The sequence below is a fragment of the Oleiphilus sp. HI0043 genome (assembly GCF_001634935.1).
In genome coordinates, this window is record NZ_LWEY01000002.1 from 1 (window position 1) to 22,847 (window position 22,847).

Annotated in this window: 25 protein-coding genes; 14 read left to right on the forward strand and 11 right to left on the reverse strand. The window is 45.1% G+C overall.

Translation table 11 applies throughout. The features are described from left to right. Positions 1-555 (reverse strand): pseudouridine synthase (locus A3729_RS00085; RefSeq protein ID WP_068632917.1); only part of this gene is annotated, 555 nt, incomplete at its 3' end. A gap of 133 nt (positions 556-688) precedes the next feature. Continuing rightward, positions 689-1,051, reverse strand: coding sequence for a cold shock domain-containing protein (locus A3729_RS34310; protein ID WP_082865482.1), 363 nt, complete (start codon positions 1,049-1,051; stop codon positions 689-691). A gap of 343 nt (positions 1,052-1,394) precedes the next feature. Here A3729_RS34310 and clpS point away from each other — a divergent pair, with 343 nt between their 5' ends. Then, a complete protein-coding gene (clpS, locus tag A3729_RS00095; RefSeq protein WP_068516258.1) occupies positions 1,395-1,751 on the forward strand; it encodes an ATP-dependent Clp protease adapter ClpS in 357 nt (118 codons plus the stop codon). Positions 1,752-1,827: 76 nt separating this feature from the next. After that, on the forward strand, positions 1,828-4,086 hold the full coding sequence (gene clpA, locus A3729_RS00100; protein WP_068554912.1) for an ATP-dependent Clp protease ATP-binding subunit ClpA: 2,259 nt from the start codon (positions 1,828-1,830) through the stop codon (positions 4,084-4,086). Between the two features lie 106 nt (positions 4,087-4,192). Here the strand turns inward: clpA and infA are convergent, their stop codons facing one another. The 6 genes from infA to A3729_RS00130 all read right to left on the reverse strand — a co-directional run bounded on the left by infA (position 4,193) and on the right by A3729_RS00130 (position 8,741). After that, entirely contained in the window at positions 4,193-4,411 is a 219-nt protein-coding gene (gene infA / locus A3729_RS00105; protein WP_068516263.1) for a translation initiation factor IF-1, read from the reverse strand. 209 nt (positions 4,412-4,620) lie between these two features. Next, the gene (locus tag A3729_RS00110) at positions 4,621-5,370 is read right to left on the reverse strand and encodes an arginyltransferase (RefSeq protein WP_068516266.1); all 750 of its coding nucleotides are present in this window, start codon (positions 5,368-5,370) and stop codon (positions 4,621-4,623) included. 11 nt (positions 5,371-5,381) lie between these two features. Then, the gene (gene aat / locus A3729_RS00115; RefSeq protein ID WP_068632920.1) at positions 5,382-6,083 is read right to left on the reverse strand and encodes a leucyl/phenylalanyl-tRNA--protein transferase; all 702 of its coding nucleotides are present in this window, start codon (positions 6,081-6,083) and stop codon (positions 5,382-5,384) included. Positions 6,084-6,145: 62 nt separating this feature from the next. Then, a complete protein-coding gene (gene trxB / locus A3729_RS00120; protein WP_068516272.1) occupies positions 6,146-7,096 on the reverse strand; it encodes a thioredoxin-disulfide reductase in 951 nt (316 codons plus the stop codon). A 135-nt stretch (positions 7,097-7,231) separates the two neighbouring features. After that, positions 7,232-8,146 (reverse strand): MoxR family ATPase, encoded by a 915-nt coding sequence (locus A3729_RS00125; protein ID WP_068516275.1) that lies wholly within the window; start codon positions 8,144-8,146, stop codon positions 7,232-7,234. 16 nt (positions 8,147-8,162) lie between these two features. Further along, positions 8,163-8,741 (reverse strand): PilZ domain-containing protein, encoded by a 579-nt coding sequence (locus A3729_RS00130; RefSeq protein WP_082880409.1) that lies wholly within the window; start codon positions 8,739-8,741, stop codon positions 8,163-8,165. 171 nt (positions 8,742-8,912) lie between these two features. Here A3729_RS00130 and A3729_RS00135 point away from each other — a divergent pair, with 171 nt between their 5' ends. Both A3729_RS00135 and A3729_RS00140 read left to right on the forward strand, forming a co-directional pair. Beyond that, on the forward strand, positions 8,913-10,154 hold the full coding sequence (locus A3729_RS00135) for a lipoprotein-releasing ABC transporter permease subunit (RefSeq protein WP_068516277.1): 1,242 nt from the start codon (positions 8,913-8,915) through the stop codon (positions 10,152-10,154). Further along, the gene (locus A3729_RS00140) at positions 10,147-10,854 is read left to right on the forward strand and encodes an ABC transporter ATP-binding protein (RefSeq protein ID WP_068516280.1); all 708 of its coding nucleotides are present in this window, start codon (positions 10,147-10,149) and stop codon (positions 10,852-10,854) included. The genes A3729_RS00135 and A3729_RS00140 overlap by 8 nt, the downstream gene beginning before the upstream one ends. On the opposite strand, the gene A3729_RS00145 is transcribed toward A3729_RS00140, so the two are convergent. Further along, positions 10,851-11,390 carry a DUF2062 domain-containing protein gene (locus A3729_RS00145; protein ID WP_068509714.1) on the reverse strand — a complete coding sequence of 180 codons (540 nt, stop codon included), beginning with the start codon at positions 11,388-11,390 and terminating at the stop codon, positions 10,851-10,853. The genes A3729_RS00140 and A3729_RS00145 overlap by 4 nt on opposite strands. Positions 11,391-11,440: 50 nt before the next feature. Between A3729_RS00145 and A3729_RS00150 the strand changes: the two genes are divergently transcribed. The 9 genes from A3729_RS00150 (at position 11,441) to murB (ending at position 20,286) form a co-directional block, all read left to right on the forward strand. Then, positions 11,441-13,714, forward strand: a complete 2,274-nt coding sequence (locus A3729_RS00150) for a DNA internalization-related competence protein ComEC/Rec2 (RefSeq protein ID WP_369820054.1) — start codon at positions 11,441-11,443, stop codon at positions 13,712-13,714. A 149-nt stretch (positions 13,715-13,863) separates the two neighbouring features. After that, a complete protein-coding gene (locus A3729_RS00155) occupies positions 13,864-14,499 on the forward strand; it encodes a MotA/TolQ/ExbB proton channel family protein (RefSeq protein WP_068508177.1) in 636 nt (211 codons plus the stop codon). Further along, positions 14,496-14,915, forward strand: a complete 420-nt coding sequence (locus tag A3729_RS00160) for a biopolymer transporter ExbD (RefSeq protein ID WP_068508176.1) — start codon at positions 14,496-14,498, stop codon at positions 14,913-14,915. Before A3729_RS00155 ends, A3729_RS00160 begins: the two co-directional genes overlap by 4 nt. A 35-nt stretch (positions 14,916-14,950) precedes the next feature. Beyond that, positions 14,951-16,720: a lipid A export permease/ATP-binding protein MsbA gene (gene msbA / locus A3729_RS00165; RefSeq protein ID WP_068516286.1), complete on the forward strand. Its 1,770-nt coding sequence runs from the start codon at positions 14,951-14,953 to the stop codon at positions 16,718-16,720. Continuing rightward, on the forward strand, positions 16,713-17,765 hold the full coding sequence (gene lpxK, locus A3729_RS00170; RefSeq protein WP_068632923.1) for a tetraacyldisaccharide 4'-kinase: 1,053 nt from the start codon (positions 16,713-16,715) through the stop codon (positions 17,763-17,765). The genes msbA and lpxK overlap by 8 nt, the downstream gene beginning before the upstream one ends. Continuing rightward, the gene (locus tag A3729_RS00175) at positions 17,758-17,943 is read left to right on the forward strand and encodes a Trm112 family protein (protein WP_068516292.1); all 186 of its coding nucleotides are present in this window, start codon (positions 17,758-17,760) and stop codon (positions 17,941-17,943) included. Before lpxK ends, A3729_RS00175 begins: the two co-directional genes overlap by 8 nt. Before the next feature lie 26 nt (positions 17,944-17,969). Next, positions 17,970-18,734 carry a 3-deoxy-manno-octulosonate cytidylyltransferase gene (kdsB, locus tag A3729_RS00180; RefSeq protein WP_068516295.1) on the forward strand — a complete coding sequence of 255 codons (765 nt, stop codon included), beginning with the start codon at positions 17,970-17,972 and terminating at the stop codon, positions 18,732-18,734. A gap of 40 nt (positions 18,735-18,774) precedes the next feature. Beyond that, the gene (locus A3729_RS00185) at positions 18,775-19,248 is read left to right on the forward strand and encodes a low molecular weight protein-tyrosine-phosphatase (RefSeq protein ID WP_068632925.1); all 474 of its coding nucleotides are present in this window, start codon (positions 18,775-18,777) and stop codon (positions 19,246-19,248) included. Between the two features lie 15 nt (positions 19,249-19,263). Next, entirely contained in the window at positions 19,264-20,286 is a 1,023-nt protein-coding gene (murB, locus tag A3729_RS00190) for a UDP-N-acetylmuramate dehydrogenase (RefSeq protein ID WP_068632927.1), read from the forward strand. A gap of 11 nt (positions 20,287-20,297) precedes the next feature. Here murB and A3729_RS00195 read toward each other — a convergent pair whose 3' ends face one another. After that, on the reverse strand, positions 20,298-20,882 hold the full coding sequence (locus A3729_RS00195; protein WP_068508909.1) for an NADPH-dependent FMN reductase: 585 nt from the start codon (positions 20,880-20,882) through the stop codon (positions 20,298-20,300). Positions 20,883-21,050: 168 nt separating this feature from the next. On the opposite strand from A3729_RS00195, the gene A3729_RS00200 reads away from it, so the two are divergent. Beyond that, positions 21,051-21,917, forward strand: a complete 867-nt coding sequence (locus tag A3729_RS00200) for a LysR family transcriptional regulator (protein ID WP_068516301.1) — start codon at positions 21,051-21,053, stop codon at positions 21,915-21,917. A 3-nt stretch (positions 21,918-21,920) separates the two neighbouring features. On the opposite strand, the gene A3729_RS00205 is transcribed toward A3729_RS00200, so the two are convergent. After that, complete coding sequence (locus tag A3729_RS00205) at positions 21,921-22,835, reverse strand: diguanylate cyclase (RefSeq protein ID WP_068632930.1); 915 nt, start codon at positions 22,833-22,835, stop codon at positions 21,921-21,923. Positions 22,836-22,847: the final 12 nt, after the last annotated feature.

The window sequence follows — 22,847 nt, forward strand, 5'->3', positions numbered from 1 at the left end:
TCGTTGCTTAGGTAGGTGAACTTCCAGGCTTTTATGTTCGCCTGGTTGTAGGTTGTCGATAGACCAGGGGCCAATTGCTGCGCGAATCAGGCGGAGTGTTGGGAAGCCGACTTCAGCAGTCATTCGTCGCACTTGGCGGTTTTTTCCTTCGGTGATCGTTAATGCCAGCCAGGATGTTGGAGCATTTGCGCGCTGCCTTATTGGTGGGGTTCTCGGCCACAAGCAGGGCTCTTTAATTCGTTCGGCAATAGCTGGACGTGTTAGCCCATCTTTAAGTGTTACCCCATTACGCAATTTGTTAAGGGCTTCATCGCTAATCTCCCCTTCTACCTGTGCCCAATAGGTCTTGGGGAACTTGTGTTTCGGGTCGGCAATTCGAGCTTGCATTTGCCCATCGCCAGTTAAGATCAATAGTCCTTCTGAGTCGTAGTCCAGTCTGCCGGCGGGGTATATTTTGGGGGTTTTAATAAAGTTTGAAAGCGTTGAGCGGCCCTCATTATCAGTAAACTGAGATAGTGTGTGATAAGGCTTGTTGAATAGGAAAATAGTAGGCATGGCCACATAATACGCGGACAGGAAAAAGTCTGCCATATAAATGGCAAGTGATTTACCCGGTTTTGTATAAAATCGGGTTAAGAGTAAATGGCTAAAGGCCTGCTATCTCTAGAGGAAGGGCAGGCTCTCAGTTTCAAGCTGAAACTGCTTTGGCTTCTTGCTCTGTTGATGTTTTTGTTTCCGTGTTCAATGGTGCTTGATGGCTAGGCTGAAACTCAGAACCATTTGCTTCTTCAACAGAAATAAACTCGTCATGGTCTACGTCATGTGCAGCGGAGCTTGGTTGAACCGTTTCAACTGCCGTAATATTTACAGCGTGAAAACCTTTGTCGCCTGGCTGCTTTTCAAAGTTGACCGGCTGCCCTGCTTTAAGGGTTTTATAGCCTTCCATTTGAATTGAAGAAAAATGAGCAAAAAGATCTTCATTATCACCGTCTTCGATGATGAACCCATAGCCTTTTGCATTATTGAACCACTTTACTGTACCTTGAGGCATTATCGACTCCCGTGTCTCCTGCGTTCGAACTATGTGTCTTGGCAATCCTGAATAAAGAATTCAAGGATGTCAGACTGCCTTTTTGGGTTCTTGGGCATGTAAAAGTTCAAACACCTGAAGTTTTATTTTTATTTGTATTCCGATGCAAAGCGCATCAAGTCGCTACTGTCAAATATTTTCTTAATGCTGTCAAGCGATTTGGGCGAAAGATATGATGCCTGGCCGTAATTCTTTCGATAGTTTTGCTCATGTTTTTCTTTATGCGATTTCTTTATAAGCTCAGTTGTTGCAAAATACGTATCTACCCCCAAATAAAGAGAAATGTAAAAATTCGTATCAAACTATGAGTAAAACTAAAGATTCTCTACTAGTATTAGCTCAAGGAACGCAAAATGATCCAGGTCATGAAGATGATCTGCTTGTCGCTCCTGCTAAGCCAGCGTTTAAACAGCCTTCGATGTATCAGGTTGTCATGTTAAATGATGACTACACGCCGATGGACTTTGTTGTTGAGGTGCTATTAAAGTTTTTTTCTATGAATGAAGAAAAGGCGACCCAGGTAATGTTAGCTGTTCACACTCAAGGTTATGCCGTGTGTGGCGTGTTCAGTCGGGACATTGCAGAAACAAAGGTGGCGCTGGTGAATCAATATTCGGCTGATTGTGATCACCCATTATTGTGTGAAATCAAAGCAGTCTAGAGCTTTATAGATATAGTTCTGCGTTTTACATGGGTAATCACATTGAGCGAATTAATAATAATTTCTGGGGTGAAAGATGTTAAGTAAGGACCTCGAACTGACCTTGAACGAAGCGTTTCGAAGCGCCCGTGAGAAGCGTCACGAATTTATGACTGTTGAGCACTTGCTATTGGCTTTGCTCGACAATGATGCCGCACTACAAGTGCTGGGTGCGTGTGGTACCGAATTGTCGGAGCTTCGAGAGGAGTTAACCGAGTTTGTAGACTCGACTACACCACTTATTCCAGCGAGTGATGAAGAGCGAGAAACTCAGCCTACTCTGGGCTTTCAGCGAGTTTTGCAGCGTGCAGTATTTCATGTTCAGTCTTCTGGTAAGAAAGAAGTTACTGGCGCGAATGTTTTGGTAGCTATATTCAGTGAACAAGAAAGTCAGGCTGTTTATGTGCTTAAGAAACAAAATATCGCGCGTATTGATGTAGTAAATTATATCTCGCATGGTATTTCCAAAATTTCCGATGACTCCGAGCCAGAGCAAGAGGGTGAGGCGTCTTCTGAAGAAGGTATGGAAGAGTCAGGCCAGAGTAATCCGCTCGAGAGCTATGCATCAAACTTGAATGAACAGGCAAGCTTAGGTCGCATTGACCCACTGATTGGTCGCGAGAAAGAGGTTGATAGAGTTGTACAGATACTGTCGCGTCGCCGTAAAAATAACCCCTTGTTAGTAGGGGAGGCGGGTGTTGGTAAAACGGCGATAGCTGAAGGTTTAGCTAAGCAGATTGTTGATGGAAATGTTCCAGCAATTATATCTGATGCTGAGGTTTATTCTTTAGATCTTGGTGCTTTATTAGCAGGAACCAAATACCGTGGTGATTTTGAAAAACGTTTTAAGGCTCTGCTAGCTGAGCTGAAGAAGCGAGATCATGCTATTTTATTTATTGATGAAATTCATACGATCATTGGTGCGGGTTCTGCTTCAGGTGGCGTTATGGATGCATCTAATTTGCTGAAGCCACTACTTAGTTCTGGTGAGATTCGTTGTATTGGTTCGACTACGTTCACTGAGTTCCGAGGCATCTTCGAAAAAGATAGCGCATTGGCGCGTCGATTCCAGAAGATAGATGTAAATGAGCCGGATGTTGAGGATACGATAAAAATTCTGCGAGGTCTGAAACCTCAGTTTGAAGCACATCATGAACTCAAGTATACGGATGAAGCATTGCGCTCCGCAGCAGAGCTGGCTGAACGTTATATTACTGATCGTCATATGCCTGATAAGGCCATCGATGTGATAGACGAGGCGGGTGCTAGTCAGCGTTTGAAAGAAGCTGATCAGCGCTGTGACTTGATTGATGTCGAGGATATTGAAGATGTGGTGGCTAAAATAGCGCGAATTCCTCCTCGTAGCGTGACAAGTTCTGATAAAGATATGCTTAAGAATATTGAGCGCGATCTTAAAATGCTAGTGTTTGGTCAAGATAAGGCAATCGAGTCTTTATCAACGGCAATCAAGCTTTCTCGCGCCGGTTTGAAGTCGCCTGAGAAGCCTGATGGTGCATTCTTGTTCTCTGGTCCTACCGGTGTTGGTAAGACTGAAGTAACTAAGCAGTTAGCAACTGTATTAGGTATTGAGTTGGTTCGCTTTGATATGTCGGAGTATATGGAGCGACATACCGTCAGTCGTTTGATTGGTGCGCCTCCTGGGTACGTTGGCTATGATCAGGGTGGCTTATTGACCGAAGCGGTCAATAAGAATCCTCACTGCGTTTTATTGCTTGATGAGATTGAAAAGGCGCACCCAGAAGTCTTTAACTTGTTGTTGCAGGTTATGGATCACGGCACCTTAACCGATAACAATGGCCGCAAAGCTGACTTTAGGCATGTCGTGTTGGTGATGACAACCAATGCTGGTGCGGAAGTAATTAGTAGACGCTCAATTGGTTTTAATGAGCAAGACCATTCTTCAGATGGTATGGAAGCTTTGAATAAGGTATTTACGCCAGAGTTTAGAAATCGCTTGGATGGCATTATTCCGTTTGCTTCATTATCGAGAGAAACAGTTTGCTATGTTGTCGACAAGTTCCTTATGGAATTACAAGTACAGCTGGATGCGAAGAACGTTGTGCTGCATGTTGATGATGAAGTGAAGCTCTATCTTGCAGAGAAGGGGTATGATGAAACTATGGGTGCTAGACCAATGGCTCGTCTGATTCAGGAAGACCTCAAGAAACCGTTAGCAGAAGAAATTCTCTTTGGTAGTTTGGCTGAAGGTGGCGATGTCCATATTAATCTTCGAGATAATGAGATTGTCTTTGATTATGAGCAAGAGCCAGCCTAAGGGTTGTTATTGACGAAAAAAAGGGTAAGAACATGGTTCTTACCCTTTTTTTATGACTATAAAGTCTCGCTTAAGCGAATGAGCGCGAGCCCCCAGACGAAATAATTTAGCGAGCTCTGTAGGTGATACGGCCTTTAGTTAGGTCGTAAGGCGTCATTTCAACTTTAACCTTGTCACCAGTCAGTATACGAATATAGTTCTTACGCATCTTGCCAGAAATATGAGCCGTTACAATATGGCCATTTTCTAGTTCAACACGGAACATGGTGTTTGGAAGGGTGTCTATAATCGTCCCTTCCATTTCAATGACATCTTCTTTCGCCATTAAAGCGTAACCTCATAAATAATTGAGCGTTTAGTTACAACAAGCCTGAACTTTAAGAGGCTAATTATCACCTCGAATCAAAGCTCGTTATTAGAAAAGTGCGACATTCTGCCTGAATCCGAAGGATTACGCAAAATGTTTGTTTATTGATCAGTAAAATAATTGCACTTATGGCGGGTTTGAGGGGCTAAAAAGAAGTTGCTGGAGGATTATTCGCTAGAACTCAGTAGCTGGTCTCTGATGTTTATCAGCTGTTCTTCTGTATACCACTGATCACCAATTCTGGCCTCAAAAGGTGAAAACTTTGTTTTGTACGCCATTTTCTTACATTCCTTAATAAAATAGCCTAAATACAGGTAACTTAGCTCTCGATTTTTGGCTTCCTCCACTTGCCAGAGAATGGCGTAGGTTCCTAGGCTTTTAGCCGAAAGCTCAGGGTCAAAGAACGTGTAAATGGCCGAAAGGCCGTCATTAAGTTGGTCGCAAACGGCAATGCCAAGTAAATGGTCGCCTTCAGAGAATTCTATGAACTGTGTTGTGCTGTGACCATTTACCAGGAACGATCTATATTGGTCGCGGCTCGGCGGGTACATATCTCCATCCGCGTGACGGCTGTGGATATATTTCTCATATAGTAAGTAGTGGTCTTCATGGAAATCAGCTGGAAGAATTTTACCTTTCACTTGGCTGTTTTTATTCCACACCCTTTTCTGACTTTTGCTTCTTTGAAAGTTTGGTGCAGACACGCGTATTGGTGTGCAAGCTTGGCAGCTAGTGCAGTGAGGGCGGTAATAATGTTGTCCGCTACGACGGAAACCCTGTGCTGAAAGTTCGCTATAGGTATCCGTGTCGATGATAACTTTTGGGTCGGCAAAGACAGTGCTTGCTTGCATGCCCGGTAGGTAGCTGCAATCGTGCTCCGGGGTCGCGTAAAGTGCCAGCTCTTGTTGTTGTGTCATAGCTTTGGGCTTTATCCGTTGCCTTGATTGGCGAATGCCCACTCGGAATGTAAGGGGCTTCGTTTAATATTTTTATTAAGTATAGATAAAAAATCTGACCTATCGATGCATTTTGCGCCGAGTGTTAGTAAATGGGGGTTTTCAACTTGGCAGTCAATAATAGCGTAGCCCCACTTATGCAGCTGTTGGCTTAGACATGCGAAGGCAACTTTCGATGCATTGGGCTTTAATGAAAACATTGATTCACCGAAAAAACAGCAGCCAATGGCTAGGCCATAGAGCCCACCAACAAGTTCTTCGTTTTCCCATACTTCAACCGAGTGAGCAACGCCTAGTTCATGCAGAGCGTAATATGCCTCTTCCATTTCTTCGGTAATCCAGGTGCCTTCCTCGGAATCGAGTCGAGCGCAATATCTGATGACTTCTGGGAAAGCTTGGTCGAAGCTGAGCCTGGGCTGTTTCTGTCGAATGTGTTTCTTCAGGCTTTTGGAGATATGTACTTCATCAGGAATTACAACGCAGCGAGGGTCGGGGCTCCACCAAAGAATAGGCTGATCATCTGAGAACCAAGGGAATATGCCGCGGGAATAGGCGTGAATGAGTCGTTCAGGGCTAAGGTCACCTCCGGCAGCGAGTAAGCCGTCTGGGTCGCGCAAAGCCTGTTCAATGGGAGGGAAGTCGTCGTTCGCATCCAGCCAGGGGAAGTTGGCCATTTAATATCCTTTGAGGCGAGCAGGGCGGTTAAGCGTCAAGCTTACCCGCCCGGGGGTTATACTTATAATGCGTCGATGTACTTTTCTGCATCCAGTGCAGCCATACAACCAAAGCCAGCTGAAGTAATTGCTTGACGGTATACCTGGTCAGTTACATCACCGGCGGCGAATACGCCAGGGATGCTAGTGCCTGTTACGCCTCCTTCGAGGCCAGACTTTATGGTCAGATAGCCATTATTCATTTCTAGTTGGCCATCAAATAGCTCGGTGTTGGGCTTATGGCCGATAGCAATAAAGACACCCATTGTTGGTATTTCTTTTTCTTCACCTGATTCGGTTGACTTGACGCGCACGCCAGTTACGCCTGCATCGTCACCCAGCACTTCTTCTAGAGTATGGTTCCACTCGATGCGAATATTACCGTTTTCAGCTTTTTCCAAAAGCTTGTCTTGAAGAATTTTTTCCGAGCGAAGTGTGTCTCGACGGTGAATCAATATAACTTCTTTAGCGATATTGGATAGATACAACGCTTCTTCAACGGCAGTGTTTCCGCCGCCAACTACACAAACAGTCTGGTTGCGGTAGAAGAATCCGTCACAAGTTGCACAGGCGCTGACCCCTTTGCCGGCAAACGTTTCTTCGGACTCTAGGCCCAAATACATCGCTGAAGCACCGGTGGCGATAATGAGTGCGTCACAAGTATATTCACCAGAATCGCCCGTTAAGCGAAAAGGTTTTTGGCTTAGTTCTGCTTTATTGATGTGATCATAAATAACCTCTGTTTCGAAGCGCTCGGCATGCTGCTGCATTCTTTGCATTAATTCAGGACCTTGAACGCCCTCAGCATCTCCAGGCCAGTTATCGACGTCGGTTGTTTGCGTCAATTGTCCGCCTGCCTGCATTCCTGTAATCACAACTGGGTTCAGGTTGGCGCGTGCTGCATAGACTGCAGCTGTATAGCCTGCAGGGCCTGAGCCAAGAATAATGACTTTGGAGTGTTTTGCTTCGCTCATGAGAAATGTCCTTCAACGATAAGTGTTTAAACTGGTACTAAATAATGTTGTGCAAAAATGCTGCTCAGCAAGCTCTATAGGTCGTGGCTACAGATATAGGGGCTCGCAGAATAATAAACTGTTAATGGGGATAGTTTAAAAAATATCAACAGATTTTAAAATGTTTTGGCTCAAAGGGTTGCTTTGCTTTGCTTGTCCGTTAGACAGGCGGTGTTCTGCGACGCTTGGAAAGACTGCCTGAATATCATCAGGTAAAACATGGTCCCTGCCTTCAATAAGTGCCCAGGCTTTAGCCGCTTGAATCAGAGATATATTTGCGCGAGGCGATAAACCGTGTGTTTCATTGCTTTTTAAACGACTCAATGTTGCCAGCCGGTAGACGTAGTTGACGATACTGTCTGAGCACTGAACTTTGGATACTAGAGCTTGAATTTTGCTGAGAGTATTCTCGTTCAACACTGCTTGTAATTGATTTGCCAGCGCGCGTCGATCAATACCTTTGAGTAGTTGTTTTTCAGCGTCTTCACTTGGGTAACCTAGTGATATGCGCATCATAAATCGGTCTAATTGTGACTCTGGCAGCGCGTGAGTACCTGACTGGTCGCTAGGGTTCTGAGTGGCGATGACGAAAAAGGGCTCAGGGAGTGCGCGGGTTTCACCTTCTTGTGTGACCTGGCGCTCTTCCATTGCTTCGAGCAGAGCACTTTGGGTTTTAGGGCTGGCACGATTGATCTCGTCAGCGAGTACAAGGTTGGAAAATATCGGGCCGGGGTGAAAATGGAACTTACCGTCTTCTCGGTTAAAAATATTCAGGCCCAGTAAGTCACCAGGTAGTAGGTCGCTGGTAAATTGGATGCGTTGATAGCTTAAGCCCAAAGTTCCTGCTAAAGCGTGTGCTAATGTTGTCTTCCCCATGCCAGGCAAGTCTTCGATGAGCAGGTGGCCTTTAGCAAGCAAGCAGGTCAGGGCTAGCTTAATTTCATTCTCTTTGCCTAGAATAACTTTGTTGAGTTGGCTAAGGCCAAGTTGAATCGCTTTGATATTGCTCATAGTAGAATCTATAGACTTATGAAGTGGGGGTGGATGCTCTGTTTTGGGTTTGGACTCGCATAATATGGCGTGCAATCAACTGCTGGTGAGCTTCCGATATATCGGTAAAAGCAATATGCACCTCATAAGGTGATTGCGATCCTCGACATGAAAGTACATCGCCTTCAAGTATTAAGCCGCTATAGCTGGGTAGTAAAATAAGCTTGATTGCGACGCTTTGCCCTTTGGTATATTCCGACTCACTCTTAAGTGCCAAGCCTCCTTCACTCAAGTTAACAGTTTGAATGTTGTCATTTGAGTTTTGCTGGTTGTTCATTGCCAGCACTCTCGATAAGGCGTCGAGTTTCTTGTTCATTACTTTTAAAAACTGCCCCAGGTTTTTATCTTTATCTGTCAGCGTTCGGAGTAGATGCTTTGATTCAACATCCAATAGCTGAAACTCAGAGATCAGACCAAACTCGGGGCTTAGTTCAAAACATTCCGCTGCAGTTTGATTGTCAGCTCTGGGAGCAATGTCAACGGACGCTTTATTTTCAACGCGAAAATATTGTCGTCGATTGGCGAGTTCGGTAATGGTTTCAATATCGTCATTCATAAGTCGGGACAGCTTGCTTCAACAAATAGAGGTTTAAAAAGATATATAGCTTTAATTAAAGCAAAGAAATGCTCGCTTCGCTGAATTGATTTGCGGCTTTTGTGAATGCCGCGCAAAGGAACTGACAAACAAGGTGTTGTTTGCTTAGGGGGGCTGTGGTTTAATCGCGCCATGTTTAAATTCTATCCTGTCTTAATTGGCCTTCGTTATACATCGGCGAAGCGCAAAAACCACTTCATTTCATTTATCTCGCTAACGTCGATGGTGGGCTTGATAATTGGTGTGGCTCTACTTATTACTGTGCTCTCTGTTATGAACGGTTTTGATCGTGAATTACAGCAAAGAATCTTGGGTATGGTGCCGCATGCAGTGATTAAACCTTATAGTGATATGCGAGACTGGCAAACACTTCAGGATTCTGTACTTGAAAATGAGAAAGTGCTTGCTGCCGCGCCGTTTATAAATGCTCAAGGAATGGTGACGCGTAACGGTGCAGTTCACGGTGTTCAGCTGAATGGCGTTTTACCTGAAGAAGAAACATCGGTCTCGATTATCAGTGAGCATATGATTCGAGGTTCTCTTGAGGATTTGAAATCAGGTGAGTTCGGCATGATTATCGGTGAAATACTATCCCGGCAATTGCGCGTTGATGTCGGGGATAAAGTCACTGTCGTTTTACCCGAAGCTTCCTTAACGCCTGCAGGTGTGTTTCCAAGGTTAAAGCGTTTTGTTGTAAAAGGTATTTTCAGTGTAGGAGCCGACCTGGATGCTTCGCTGACCATGATTCATATGGATGACGCGGCAAAAATGTTACGTATCAAAGGTTCAGTGCACGGCTTGCGCTTAAAAATGCATGACCTGTTTGATGCACCCTATATTGCTCGCCAGATAGCGATGAACCTGGATGAAGGTTTTTATAGCGTAGACTGGACCAGAACCCACGGAAACCTGTTTCAGGCAATTCGCATGGAAAAGACTATGATTGGCCTATTGTTGATGGTTATTGTTGCGGTTGCCGCCTTTAATATTATCTCTACTTTAGTGATGGTTGTGACGGATAAGAAAGCTGACATAGCGATCCTCCGCACCATGGGGGCGAGCCCCAAGGCGATTATGGGGATATTTGTTGTGCAAGGTGCTTATATCGGGATCGTAGGAACCCTGGTCGGCACCGTATTAGGCGTGCTACTCGCTTTGAATGTCAGCGATATTATTCAGGGAATAGAGAGTCTTCTGAAGATGCAGTTTCTCAACCCGGATGTCTATTTTATTAGTGACTTACCTTCTCAACTTTTACTTGATGATGTGCTGGTTATTTCCGGGACAGCATTGATTATGAGTTTGTTAGCAACACTTTACCCGGCTTGGCGGGCTTCCAAAGTTCAACCCGCGGAGGCTTTGCGTTATGAATGATGGCGTAATTATTGAGGCGAAAGGCATCTCAAAAAACTATGATGATGCTGTTGCGCCAATTTCGATTTTTCAGAATTTAGACTTCACCCTTAGCAAGGGGGAGTCGGTCAGCGTATTGGGCGCTTCCGGCTCTGGTAAAACGACTTTGTTGAATATATTGGGTGGTTTGGATAAAGCGAGCGAAGGTCTTGTAAGGCTTTGTGGTAGCGACTTGAGTCAGTGCTCAGAGGCGCGCCTAACAGAGTTGAGAAATCAGAATCTGGGCTTTGTTTATCAGTTTCATCACTTGTTAGCGGAGTTTACGGCGGTAGAGAATATTGCTATGCCTTTATTCATTGCTGGCCAGAAACGGCGTTTGGCAGAAGCGCGAGCGCTTGAATTGCTTGACTTAGTGGGCTTGTCAGCACGCGCTAAACATAAGCCTTCTGAGTTGTCGGGAGGAGAGCGTCAGCGAGTTGCCATTGCTCGTGCGCTGGTCAATCAGCCAAAGTGCGTATTGATGGATGAGCCGACGGGAAATTTGGATGAAACCACAGCACGAAAGATCCAAGATGTGATGCTGACCTTGCAGCGTGAGCTGGATACAGGCTTCGTTGTCGTAACGCATGATACGCAATTAGCGCACAAGATGGACAGAGTATTAATCATGGAAGAAGGTGTGTTGAAGCCCTGGAGTGCTGCAGAGCAGGCTTCAGTTTAAACGGACTTGTTATCTTTTCTCGCTTTTCTGGCAGCGACTCGGTGGTGCCACTTTCTAAGGGTTGCGCGTTTCCAAATGGCGTCTATGCCGAAATAACCTGTGACGCCAAGTACGCAGCCGGCTACGAGAGAGCCAAAATACATAGGAATACCGACTTCATATAGTTTGTCTTTTAACCACTCGAATGAAAGCTCATACTCGAAAGGTGAAGCGGGAATATCAAGAATCCAGGCGCCTAATAAGTATTCTGCATAGAAAATAGGTGGCATAGTAAGTGGGTTGCTAATCCACACTAAGGCCAGGGAAACCGGTAGGTTTGCGTTGAAACGCAACGCACACAGTGCCGCAGCAACCATTTGAAAGGGCATAGGGATACATGCCCAAAATAAGCCAATGGCAAAAGCCTTAGTGACTGAATGGCGGTTTAAATGCCATAAGTTAGGCTGGTGAACTAGAGGTCCCAAGAACTTAAGGGATTTGTTTTCACGAATTGCGTCGGGATCTGGAAGATATTTTTTTATCAGATCTTTTGGCATAAAAAGTTCACTTCGTAGTCAGGCTCAAGGATGAGTTTATGTTCTATTTGATGGCCGCATTTTGTGTGGGCCCTATCATACTCTATTGTTATGGGGAATTGTTACCCGCCTTTATTTATATTTTGTTTTCAATTTGTTGCTTGGGCTTGGTTAAGACACGTCTATTTTTGCCGCTCTTAAGCTGCTTGCTTGGTCTTCTGTTTACTCACATTCTGATTGCTGAATACTTGGAAGCGCGTCTTGATAGATCTCTCGATAGTGGGAGTCAAACTATTGAGGCTTATGTTTGTTCTGTGCCGGTGGATTATCACTTGTATTCAAAGGCTGATTTTTGTGTGCTTGAAGCATCAGACAATAATGGAAAAATATTGGGTAAAAAAGTAAGGCTCTCATTTTCTCATACCCTTAATCTCGATTTAAAGAAGCGCTACTACAAGTTGAGTGTTGTTTTGAAGCCTCCGCGAGCAAGCTTGAATTTTGTCGGCAGCTCTTTCGAACAGTACCTGTTTTATAAAAAAATTTCGGCAATTGGACGAATTGTGGAGGTGCTCGAAAGTGCTGAAGATGAGGCTGGGTTCACATTGGCGGACCGAGTTCGTTCTAGCCTGAATTCATACCGTATGAGTTTAGGTGACTATCTCAATAACTTACTCCTAGATAAAGAACATAAAGGTCTACTTAGGGCCCTGATCCTGGGAGATCGGGGGCAAATTAGTCCTGGAGACTCACGAGTTCTGCAGTACACAGGAACACAGCATTTGCTTGCTATCTCGGGCCTGCATGTGGGGCTGGTGATGTTTTTTCTCTATAAGCTCTTGGTCTGGTCTGCTTTTCGAGTGCCAGTCGTTGCTTTTTTCGGCCTTGCTTACGTCATTATGGTTGGCGGGAGTGAATCTGCCATCAGGGCTTGGGTAATGTCTGTGTTGGCTCTGGTGCTTTTATCAGGGCGGTGGCGCAGAGACTATTTGGCGATTTATTGTGCCGCAATGTTTATGGTACTTTTATTCGACCCCCTATCGCCCATGAATATTGGCTTTTGGTATTCATTTATTTGTGTGGCTTTGCTTATATTGTTGTCACGGTTTGCACTAAATATGGATGCAAGCTGGCGTTCACTGTTGTTGCTGCAGTTGGTTTTGATTGTCGGCCTCGCTCCTATTAATGCCCTGATCGGCAATGTTCAGGGGCTGGCGAGCTTATTAGGAAATATGTTTGCCGTTCCTTGGGTTTCGTTGTTTGTTTTGCCTGTATCTTTAGTTGCTTTAGGTATCTCGTTTTTGAGTCGGCCAGTTGGTGAGATCTTGATGAGCTGTTCTGATGCTGGTTTAGAGTTACTGGTTCAGTATTTGTCAACTTTAATTGGTCTTTTAGCTGAGTTTTCTTTTGGGGCAAGCAATGTCTTATTAATTGCTTATGCGGTTTTATTCTTGAGCTTTGTTTTCTTTATTCGCAATTATCTGCTTCGGGCAGTGTTTCTGGCGGTATTGTTATTGGTGCTCTACACGCCTTCAGTGCTAAAGGAGCCGAAGTCCGAGGTCTTGGTTTTCGATGCGGGGCAGGGTTTGGCTATCGCATTGATCTGGGGCGGTCAGTACTGGCTCTATGATACCGGGTTAGCCTTGGGAAGCTATTCTCTGGTTGAAAGTGCAGTTTTCCCCTATTTCCGTGAACAAGAGTTGTTGCTGAATATTAGTGGGTTGATAGTGAGTCATGGTGACGCGGATCATGCGGGCGGAGCTGCGCGCGTTGAGGAATATTTGCAGCCTACGCACTTGTGGTCTGGCGAGCCGGGTCGTGTATCGGGCTTAATGAACGAAAAACCTTGCGCCGCTGGAATGTCTTGGGAGTATACGGGGGGGCGCCTGGAGGTTCTTTACCCTTTTGCGGCTGGGGCAGAATTTGGGGCGTCTTCAAATAATCGCTCTTGCGTGCTTCGTTTTACCTATCGGGGTCAGAGTTTTCTGCTCATGGGGGACTTGGAAGGAGAGGCTGAAATGCACTTAGTAGAGCGCTATCGAGATTCATTGAAGGCTGACGTTCTCATCGCAGGTCACCATGGTTCTGCAAATGCGACATCCATTGCCTTGTTAAAAAATGTTCAGCCTAAGATTCTGGTAATTTCGGCCGCTTATATGAATCGATTTGGTCATCCCCATGCAGATGTATTGGAAAGATCCAGGTTGATGGGAGTGGAAGTATTATCGACTGCTTCGCATGGCGCTCTAAGGTTTTTGTTAGGTGGAGAGGCTATAAATGTAGCGGTGGCACGCATCGAGCGAGAGACTTTTTGGTCAGTACATGAAGATAGTGTAAATAAAAACTAACGGGCTTTTCTAAATCTCTAAGTATGCTAAAGTATCGGCACTAAAATAAGCGATGATAGAAGCTGCTGTTCGTCAGTATTAGGCTTGGTATTTAGTCGGGTACCTTTGCTGGTCACAGCGGTTCGAAAATTACTTGGGGAGACTTCTGCGTGTTAGATTTATTGAAGCCGGGCGGCATAATCATGTTTCCTTTGCTGCTTTGTTCGGTATTGGCGCTGGCAATCATTATTGAGCGTTTCTGGACTTTGCGGGTCAGCCGATTGGCACCAAAGGTTTTGGTTCAGGACTTGTGGGCTGCTATCAAAAAGAAAGAACTTAACTCGCGTAAGTTGAAAGAGTTAAAAGAAGCTGCACCGCTAGGTCGAGTTCTTGCAGCTGGTTTGGCAAATGCTCGTCATGGTCGAGAGATCATGAAAGAGAGCATTCAGGAAGAAGCCAGTCATGTGGTGCATGAAATGGAACGCTTTTTAACGGCACTTGGAACGATTGCTGTGATTACGCCTTTGTTGGGCTTGTTGGGTACCGTTATTGGTATGATTAAAGTCTTTGCTCAGTTGCAGCTAGAAGGTGCCGGTAATGCCGCTGCTCTAGCGGGTGGTATTTCTGAAGCATTGATAACGACTGCCGCGGGTATGACAGTTGCTATTCCTGCTCTAATTTTCCACCGTTATTTCTTACGCCGTGTAGATGAGATTGTCGTAGATATGGAGCAAGAGTCTTTACGCTTGGTCGAAGTTATCCATGGTGACCGTGAACCTTCACGTGATGGAGAACAGAGCTCTTGAATTTTAAACGTCAGTCCGGTGAAGAGGTATCAGTAGACTTAACGCCACTGATTGATGTGGTGTTCTTGTTATTGATTTTCTTCATGGTGTCTACCACCTTCACCAAAGAGAGTCATTTGGAAATTGATTTACCGCAGTCCAGTGCAGAGCCGGCGAAGCCAGCTGTAAAAGAGATTGAGGTGATTATCAATGCCAAAGGTGAGTATGCGGTAAATGATCGCAGCTTGGTTAATAACTCTGAAGACACGCTTAAAAAAGCCGTTCAGAAACTGTCTGAAGGTAACACTAAAATTCCGTTTATTATTACGGCTGATGCAAAAACTTCTCACGAATATGTAGTTAGAGTGATGGATGTTGCTGGGCAGTTGGGTTTTGTGCAGTTGAGTATCACAACGCAGCGGAATAAATCAAAATAGGCTGCTGTCTGGCAGCCTTTGTTTGTTGGTAGTCTATGAGTAAAGATTCGGAAGCCCTTCCTGAATTAAATGAATCAAATTGGGCGCTCTATCAGCGTCTGCTGGTTTATATAAAGCCACTAAAATTCTTTTTCATTCTTAGTATTATTGGTAACGCTATCTATGCGGGTGCGAGTGCGTTAATGGCTCAAGCTCTGGATACGGTCATTACCACCGTTGAAAATCCCACTGAAGAAAATCGCTTGATGCTGCCTTTGCTGATTTTTTCCTTGTTTGCAATGCGCGGGATAGGGGGGTTCTTGGGTGGATACTACATAGCTTATGTGGGGCAGAATATCGTTCACCGGTTACGCACCCAAGTGTTTGACCGGTATTTGAAACTGCCCAGTTACTACTTTGACTCAAACGCATCGGGACATTTGATTTCTCGAATTACCTTCAACGTTCAACAAGTCTCTTCAGCTGCAACTGATGCAATAACGGTGATTGTACGGGAGGGCTTGACTGTGATCGGCCTTTTTATTGTGATGATCAATGCTAACTGGAAATTGACCTTAATCTTTTTGGCAATTGGTCCAATGATTGGTGCCTTAGTAAGTTATGTGAGTAAGCGCTTTCGTAAGTTAAGTAAACGTATTATGGCATCAGTGGGTGATGTCACGCATGTAACCTCGGAGGTCGTATCGGGATACCGAGTGGTGCGCATATTTGGTGGGGAGAACTATGAGTCAAACCGCTTTAATCAGGCTAGTGAATATAACTTAAAGCAAGCTTTGAAGCTTGAAATGACTAAAGCTATCAGTACACCGGTTATTCAGTCTCTAGTCGCATTAGCGATCGCGGTTTTGGTTTGGTTAGCGCTCGCTCCAGATGTCCGTGGCGATATGACTGCCGGGAGCTTCGTGGTGATCATTGCCGCGGCAGCGACCATGGCAAAACCTATTCGTCAGTTAACTCAGGTAAATGAAAAGATTCAGCGAGGCTTGGCTGCCGCTAAGGACTTGTTTGCAGTGATTGATGCCGAACCTGAGAAAGATCAAGGAAGCTTCGAAAGTGCCAGAGTACAAGGTGCGATTGAGATTAGTGATCTTAACTTCGCTTACGAAGGAAGTAATAAAGCGATCCTGAAGAATATTGATTTATCGATCAAGCCTGGTGAAACCGTTGCTTTGGTCGGCCGCTCCGGTAGTGGTAAGTCGACACTGGCGAACCTGATTCCACGCTTTTACGAAGCCCAATCTGGCAGCATTACCTTAGACGGTGTGCCAGTCGAAGACTATACCTTGCGTTCTCTTAGAGATCAGATTTCATTGGTTACTCAGCAGGTGACCTTGTTCAACGATACCTTTACCAAGAATATTGCCTATGGAGGCTTGGAAGGTGCTTCGATCGAGGATGTACAAGAGGCTGCGAGAAAGTCTAATGCATTAGCGTTTATTGAGGATAAAGACCTGGGCTTTGATACAGAGCTTGGCGATAACGGTGTCTCGTTGTCCGGTGGGCAGCGTCAACGTATCGCTATTGCACGAGCCTTGCTGAAAGATGCGCCAGTGTTGATTCTCGATGAGGCGACCTCAGCCCTGGATACAGAGTCAGAAAAAGCTATTCAAGGTGAGTTGGAGGTATTGATGGAGGGACGTACAACAATTGTGATCGCGCATCGCCTATCGACTGTAGAAAATGCAGATAAAATTGTAGTGATGGACCAAGGTCGTGTAATCGAGCAGGGAACACATCAATCACTTCTGGCTGCAAATGGTGAGTACGCCAAACTTTACAATATGAACCTGGCGGACGATGCCTAGTCAGGATCAGCAACGTGCTGCTTCAACGAGCATAACCGATGCTTGGTACCAAGGTGCTGCTTGGCTATACCTGCTGGCACCACTGTCACTTATCTATATGCTTATTTTGGTCATACGGGCATGGCTATACCGCTTAGGTTTTAAGACCTCATATCGTTCCAGTTTACCCATTATAGTGGTTGGCAATATTACGCTCGGCGGGACTGGAAAGTCACCATTGGTTGCATACTTGGTGCAAGCGCTTCAGGAAAGAGGCTATCAGCCTGGTATCGTCAGCAGAGGGTACGGTGCATCAATTCCATCTACAGAGTGTCGAGAAGTGTTAGCCGATAGCTTGCCTGAAGAGGTGGGTGATGAGCCACTCATGCTAAAGCAAGCGCTTGATTGTCCGGTATTTGTTAGTCCTAATAGAAAGCTCTCAGTTCAGGCACTGGAAGCTCAAGGTTGTAATGTTGTTATAAGTGATGATGGCTTGCAACACAATGCGCTACAGCGTGATGTGGAAGTTTGTGTTTACGATGGTCAAAGAGCCTTGGGTAATGGATATTTACTTCCGATGGGGCCTTTGCGTGAAAGCCAGTCTCGAATGAAGAAGCTGGACTTTCAGGTGATCAACGGTGCTGATGATTTACCTGGCGTGAATTCATCAGAGCCTTACATTCGAATGGATTTACGACCAGGCAACTTACTGCCGTTGAAGGCTGATCCCGGTCAGGATGGTCTCAATCAAGCCTTAGCTTTGGAGAAATTGTCGGGTCAGCCGGTAAATGCTGTTGCTGCCATTGGCAACCCGGAACGCTTCTTTGAGGTGCTTGAGCGCAGTGGTATGATTGTTATGCGTCATGCCTTCGAAGATCATCATGCTTACTCTATCGATGATTTTGGCTTTTCGGAAACGCTTCCGATCATTATGACGGAGAAAGATGCTGTCAAATGTCGTTCTTTAGGTTTGTCAGATGCCTGGTACTTGCCTGTAGAAGCTGAGCTGAGTGCTAACTTGGCCGATTTGATTATTGAAAAAATAGAAGGAAATTCTCGTGGATAAAAAACTACTTTCGGTTTTGGCTTGCCCTTGTTGTAAGGGGGAGTTGCAATATGACCAGGAAAAACAGGAACTGATCTGTCGAGTAGATGCTTTGGCGTTCCCAATACAGGATGACATTCCAGTGATGCTTGAGACTGAAGCGCGGACTCTTACAACTGATGAGAAACTGGGTAAATAAGCACACACACAGAAAAGGAGGGACGTATGTCTTTTAAGGTCATTATACCTGCTCGCTATGCCTCTACCCGTTTGCCGGGTAAACCTCTGTTGGATATTGCCGGAAAGCCGATGATTCAGCGGGTTTATGAGCAAGCTTGCTTATCAGATGCCGAAGAAGTTGTTATTGCGACAGATGATGAGCGTATTGAAAAGGTCGCTTTGGGCTTTGGTTCCAAGGTTGTGATGACTTCTGCTGAGCACCCTTCGGGAACAGACAGGCTGCAGGAAGTAGTTGCCAAACTTGCTTTGGCAGATGATGATATTGTTGTCAATGTTCAAGGTGATGAACCGCTTATTCCGCCAAAGGTGATTAATCAGGTTGCTAAGAACTTGTCATTAGCCCCAGGTGCCGGCATTGCAACTTTGTGTGAGTCGATAGTCAAAGTAGAAGATGTTTTTAATCCGAATGCAGTAAAAGTGGTGTTTGATCTCAATGGTATGGCAAATTATTTTAGTCGTGCCCCGATACCATGGTGTCGTGATCAGTTTTCAGATCCTAAGGCCTTAACGGCGATACCTGATGGCGCTAGCTATTACCGCCATATCGGTATCTATGCCTACCGAGTGGGTTTCTTGAATGCTTATGTGAATTGGCCGCCGAGTATGACTGAAAAGCTTGAAAGTTTAGAGCAATTGAGAGCCTTATCTAACGGTGTTAGCATTCATGTCGAACAAGCTTTGGAGAGCCCTCCTCCAGGGGTCGATACTGAAACAGATCTGCAATATCTTAGAAACCTTTTAGCGGTATGATGTTCTCTTTTTCTTAATTTTTTTAGTCGAGTTGGGAATTATGCATAAGATCCTGTTTGTTTGTTTAGGAAATATCTGTCGCTCACCCACTGCTCAAGGTGTTTTTCAGTCTCGTGTTGATCAGGCTGGTTTAAAGGAGCACTTTTTTGTGGATTCTGCCGGTACAGCGGGTTGGCATGAAGGGAAAGCTCCAGACCCTCGAACACAAAAGCATGCGTTAAGCCGTTCGTATGACTTAAGCCGAATTCAAGGACGTCAGGTGGTTTTCTCTGACTTCGAAGCCTTTGATCATATTATTGCAATGGATAAGGCCAATCTGGAAAACTTGCAAGCCATGTGTCCAGAAGAGTTTCAGCATAAATTAAAGCTGTTTTTAGACTTCAGTGATTGCCCTGAAAGTGAAGTGCCAGATCCTTACTTTGGTGGCACTGCCGGTTTTTCACATGTGCTTGATTTAGCTGAGTCGGCAAGTGAAGGTTTGCTGAATGCTCTGACAGAGGAAGCGCTCGCTTAATGGTTGCATTCCTTGATGAATAAGCGTTTGGGAGCAGATTTAAAGAGCCTGAATACCCTGGCTTTACCTTGTGTTGCTCGCGAAGAACTTTGCTTTGACAATGCTCAAGAGCTTGTGCTCTTTTTGCAGGGTGGAAGCTATGAACTATCAGAGTTGCTTATCCTGGGCGGCGGTTCCAATTTGGTTTTGCCCGAGAGACTAGACAAACTTGTAATACGTTTATTGTTTGACGCAATTCACTATCATGATGACGATACAGATCATGTGATTGTTGTTGTTGAAGCAGGTAGGATCTGGGATGACTTGGTGGCTGATACTGTAAATCAAGGCTTGGTTGGGCTAGAAAACCTTTCCTATATTCCCGGAACCGTTGGTGCAGCACCCGTTCAGAATATCGGTGCGTACGGCGTGGAACTTTCAGACTCTCTTGTCTCGGTGAAAGCTTTCGACACTAAGACGCTTTCGCTTTGTGAGTTGAGCAATGAGCAGTGCCAGTTCTCATACAGAGACAGCATATTTAAACGCGAGCCTAATCGTTATTGCATCATTAGTATTACACTTCGGCTGACACGTAAACCTTGTTTTAAGCTTGACTATGGTGAGCTGAGGGGCTTTCAGGGGCTCGCGGAAAGCTTAATGGTATCTCAGGTGAGAGAGAAAATTATTGCTGTTCGTAAGGCGAAATTACCTGAACCGAGTGAGCTTCCAAATGCCGGTAGCTTTTTCAAAAACCCGATCGTTACGGCGAAACAAGAAGAGAGCATAAGGAAGAAGTTTCCAGGACTTGTGAGTTATCAGCTTGAGACTGGGGAATTTAAATTGGCGGCAGGCTGGTTGATCGACCAGGCCGGTTGGAAAGGGAAGCGGCAAGGGCCTGTAGGCGTACATGCCAAGCAAGCTCTTGTTCTTGTCAATCACGATGGCGGCAATCAGGCAGATATACTTACCTTGGCGCAAGATATTAGAGCTTCAATTGCTTCAATTTTTTCCGTTGCCTTGGAAGTGGAGCCAAAAATAGTCTCATCCTTGAGTTCATAAGGTTGTAGTTCCTATTTCTGTAGTCGCTGGTCAGTTTCTAGTAAGGTTTTAACTAATCCGGTTAAGCGATCGACCGTTTCTTGATTTACTAATTTCCCTTCTTCGTTGAATGCTTCGTAAGCAGCTCCAATAGCTAGTTGTTGAGGAATAACTAAACTCCCCAAATTTGTCATGACTTCTCTTAGTTGTCCTAGTCCTCTTAAGCCACCTAGGCTGCCTGGGCTGGCAGCAGTTAGTGCGACAGTAAATCTGTTAAATGGTGGTTGATAGACATTGGAGTCACTATTGTCAGGGCGTGATAACCAGTCCAGTGTATTCTTCAGTGCGGCGCTAAATGATCCGTTGTACTCTGGGCTCGCGATTAAAATGCTTGTTGGTGATGAAAATATGCGCCTTAAGTCGTTCAGTGAAGCGGGCGTTTCAGTGTTTTCAATATCTTCATTAAACAACGGCAAAGGGTAGTCTGCTAAGTTAATGTTGATAGCATCGTAGCCAAGCTCTAAAGCTATTTGTTGTGCTTGCTTAGCAACTTTTTGGTTGTAGCTGTTGCTGCGTAGACTTCCAGAAAATGTAATAAGAGTTCTGTCTGAGCTCATGGTATCGGCCTTTCAAGTAAGTGCGTATGAATTGAACTGTCTTTATTAAACCTGATGCAAAACTGCATGAAAATAGGTAGAGTGCATAGTTGGTGTGCATATACGCACAGAGTGGCGAATTTTGTGCGGGTGACGTTAAGCGCAGATATAGATTGTTTGGGGATATGTATGAAAAGCTGGAGTGATATTCAGATAGCCTATCAAGTAGCCAAGTTTGGCACGCTTAGCAAGGCCGCTGAGTCTTTAGGTGTTCATCACAGTACAGTTCTTAGGCACATTGACTCGATTGAAGAGCACTTGGCTTGTAAGTTATTTCATAGGCATTCTCGCGGCTATACGCCGACTGAAGCGGGCGAAATTCTGTTTCAAGATGCTGCAAAAGTCGAAGAACGTCTTGATCGAATGGTCAGTAAAATTAATGGGCTAGACCAGCAGCTAACAGGGCCTTTGGTTCTGACGAGCGTTTCGACCTTGAGTCCCTTGATCATGCCTGTTATCGAGGTATTCAGCAAAGCACACCCTGGTGTGGACATTTCGTTTCAGGCGGATTCGAGAATTTTTAAACTTGAATATGGTGAGGCGCATATTAGTATTCGGCCAGGCGCTCAGCCGCAAGACCCAGATTATGTGGTACAGAAGCTATTGTATACTGAATCGGCTCTTTATGCTAGCGAATCCTACTTGCGTAAGTACGGGAAACTCCAGAGCCTTGAGGATATTACGGGACATCGATTTCTTAATTTTTGCCAGAATATGAATAATATTCCGAGTATTAAGTGGTTAAATGAAATGGTCCCGAAGGAACAGATTAGCTTTAGTGCCAGCGACTACCATATATTAATGGATGCTGCGGAAAATGGTTTGGGTATCGTGGCGATGGATTGTCGAATTGCCGAACTTAAAACTGACCTGCAGCTACTTCTGCCAGCACCTAGTGCATGGCGTTCAACTATATGGTTAGTGACGCATCGTGATGTCCACTTTAGCCCGAAAGTTCAAGCCTTTACGGCACTTATCAAGCAGTGTTTAAAGTGAAAATCAAAAGTCGTCATTGACTCTAACGCAGTTTCGCCCGTCATATTTTGCTTTATAGACGGCTTTATCTGCACGGGCTAGTAGTGATTGAAAGTCATTCTCGTCCTGATGTAGTTCAGCTACACCGATACTCGCTGTGACTAAGAGTCCAGCTGGCTTAAGTGCTTCTACATCTTTTCGGATTTGGTCCGAGCGCATCGTTGCTTGATCAAGGCTGCAGTTTTCCAGGAGTACCACAAACTCTTCGCCACCAAAACGCACGGCTACAAGATCTTCCTTTCGGTATTGGGTGCGTAGGAATTCACCAAAGGTACTTAAAACCTGGTCGCCAACCGGGTGGCCGTGCTGATCATTAATTTGTTTAAAGTGGTCAATATCAACCATCATTAAGCTTAATGGATGGCCATGACGTTTGGCGCTAGCGACTTTTTGTTCAGCTACGGCTAATAAATAATGCCGGTTATAAAGGCCTGTTAATTGGTCGGTGAGCGCAAGCTCTTCTAACCTTTGGCGCTGTTGCTTCAATGTGATGTGTGTGTTGATGCGCGAGATTGCAATCGCTTCTCTCACTGGTTTACGAATATAGTCGGCGGCGCCTAGCTTAAGGCCTTTTTCTTCATCGTGCGAGTCTTGAAGGCCTGTAACAAAAATAACGGGGATGCCAGCCGTCTCTTCATCTTCTTTTAAGTGCTTGCTGGTTTCAAAGCCATCCATATCAGGCATCATGATATCAAGTAGAATGAGCTCGGGTTGGGGCTCTGTACGAGCGACTTCCAGACATTTTGCTCCAGAAGTAGCGACTTTGACCTGATAAAGATCGCGGAACATGAGAGCGAGAATTTGGACGTTAGCGGGCGCGTCATCAACAATGAGGACGGTTGGCTTTCCTTGTTTCTCGCTCGATATTTGAGGGGCCATTTATTAGGTGCC

Coding starts and splice junctions, on each gene's coding strand:
- murB (WP_068632927.1), top strand. CDS start 19,264: ATGAATAAGCGTTTGGGAGCAGATTTAAAGAGCCTGAATACCCTGGCT.
- aat (WP_068632920.1), bottom strand. CDS start 6,083: ATGGCCAACTTCCCCTGGCTGGATGCGAACGACGACTTCCCTCCCATT.
- lpxK (WP_068632923.1), top strand. CDS start 16,713: ATGCCTAGTCAGGATCAGCAACGTGCTGCTTCAACGAGCATAACCGAT.
- A3729_RS34310 (WP_082865482.1), bottom strand. CDS start 1,051: ATGCCTCAAGGTACAGTAAAGTGGTTCAATAATGCAAAAGGCTATGGG.
- A3729_RS00140 (WP_068516280.1), top strand. CDS start 10,147: ATGAATGATGGCGTAATTATTGAGGCGAAAGGCATCTCAAAAAACTAT.
- A3729_RS00130 (WP_082880409.1), bottom strand. CDS start 8,741: ATGAATGACGATATTGAAACCATTACCGAACTCGCCAATCGACGACAA.
- A3729_RS00135 (WP_068516277.1), top strand. CDS start 8,913: ATGTTTAAATTCTATCCTGTCTTAATTGGCCTTCGTTATACATCGGCG.
- msbA (WP_068516286.1), top strand. CDS start 14,951: ATGAGTAAAGATTCGGAAGCCCTTCCTGAATTAAATGAATCAAATTGG.
- trxB (WP_068516272.1), bottom strand. CDS start 7,096: ATGAGCGAAGCAAAACACTCCAAAGTCATTATTCTTGGCTCAGGCCCT.
- A3729_RS00200 (WP_068516301.1), top strand. CDS start 21,051: ATGAAAAGCTGGAGTGATATTCAGATAGCCTATCAAGTAGCCAAGTTT.
- clpA (WP_068554912.1), top strand. CDS start 1,828: ATGTTAAGTAAGGACCTCGAACTGACCTTGAACGAAGCGTTTCGAAGC.
- infA (WP_068516263.1), bottom strand. CDS start 4,411: ATGGCGAAAGAAGATGTCATTGAAATGGAAGGGACGATTATAGACACC.
- clpS (WP_068516258.1), top strand. CDS start 1,395: ATGAGTAAAACTAAAGATTCTCTACTAGTATTAGCTCAAGGAACGCAA.
- A3729_RS00150 (WP_369820054.1), top strand. CDS start 11,441: ATGGCCGCATTTTGTGTGGGCCCTATCATACTCTATTGTTATGGGGAA.
- A3729_RS00185 (WP_068632925.1), top strand. CDS start 18,775: ATGCATAAGATCCTGTTTGTTTGTTTAGGAAATATCTGTCGCTCACCC.
- kdsB (WP_068516295.1), top strand. CDS start 17,970: ATGTCTTTTAAGGTCATTATACCTGCTCGCTATGCCTCTACCCGTTTG.
- A3729_RS00205 (WP_068632930.1), bottom strand. CDS start 22,835: ATGGCCCCTCAAATATCGAGCGAGAAACAAGGAAAGCCAACCGTCCTC.
- A3729_RS00110 (WP_068516266.1), bottom strand. CDS start 5,370: ATGACACAACAACAAGAGCTGGCACTTTACGCGACCCCGGAGCACGAT.
- A3729_RS00195 (WP_068508909.1), bottom strand. CDS start 20,882: ATGAGCTCAGACAGAACTCTTATTACATTTTCTGGAAGTCTACGCAGC.
- A3729_RS00125 (WP_068516275.1), bottom strand. CDS start 8,146: ATGAGCAATATCAAAGCGATTCAACTTGGCCTTAGCCAACTCAACAAA.
- A3729_RS00145 (WP_068509714.1), bottom strand. CDS start 11,390: ATGCCAAAAGATCTGATAAAAAAATATCTTCCAGATCCCGACGCAATT.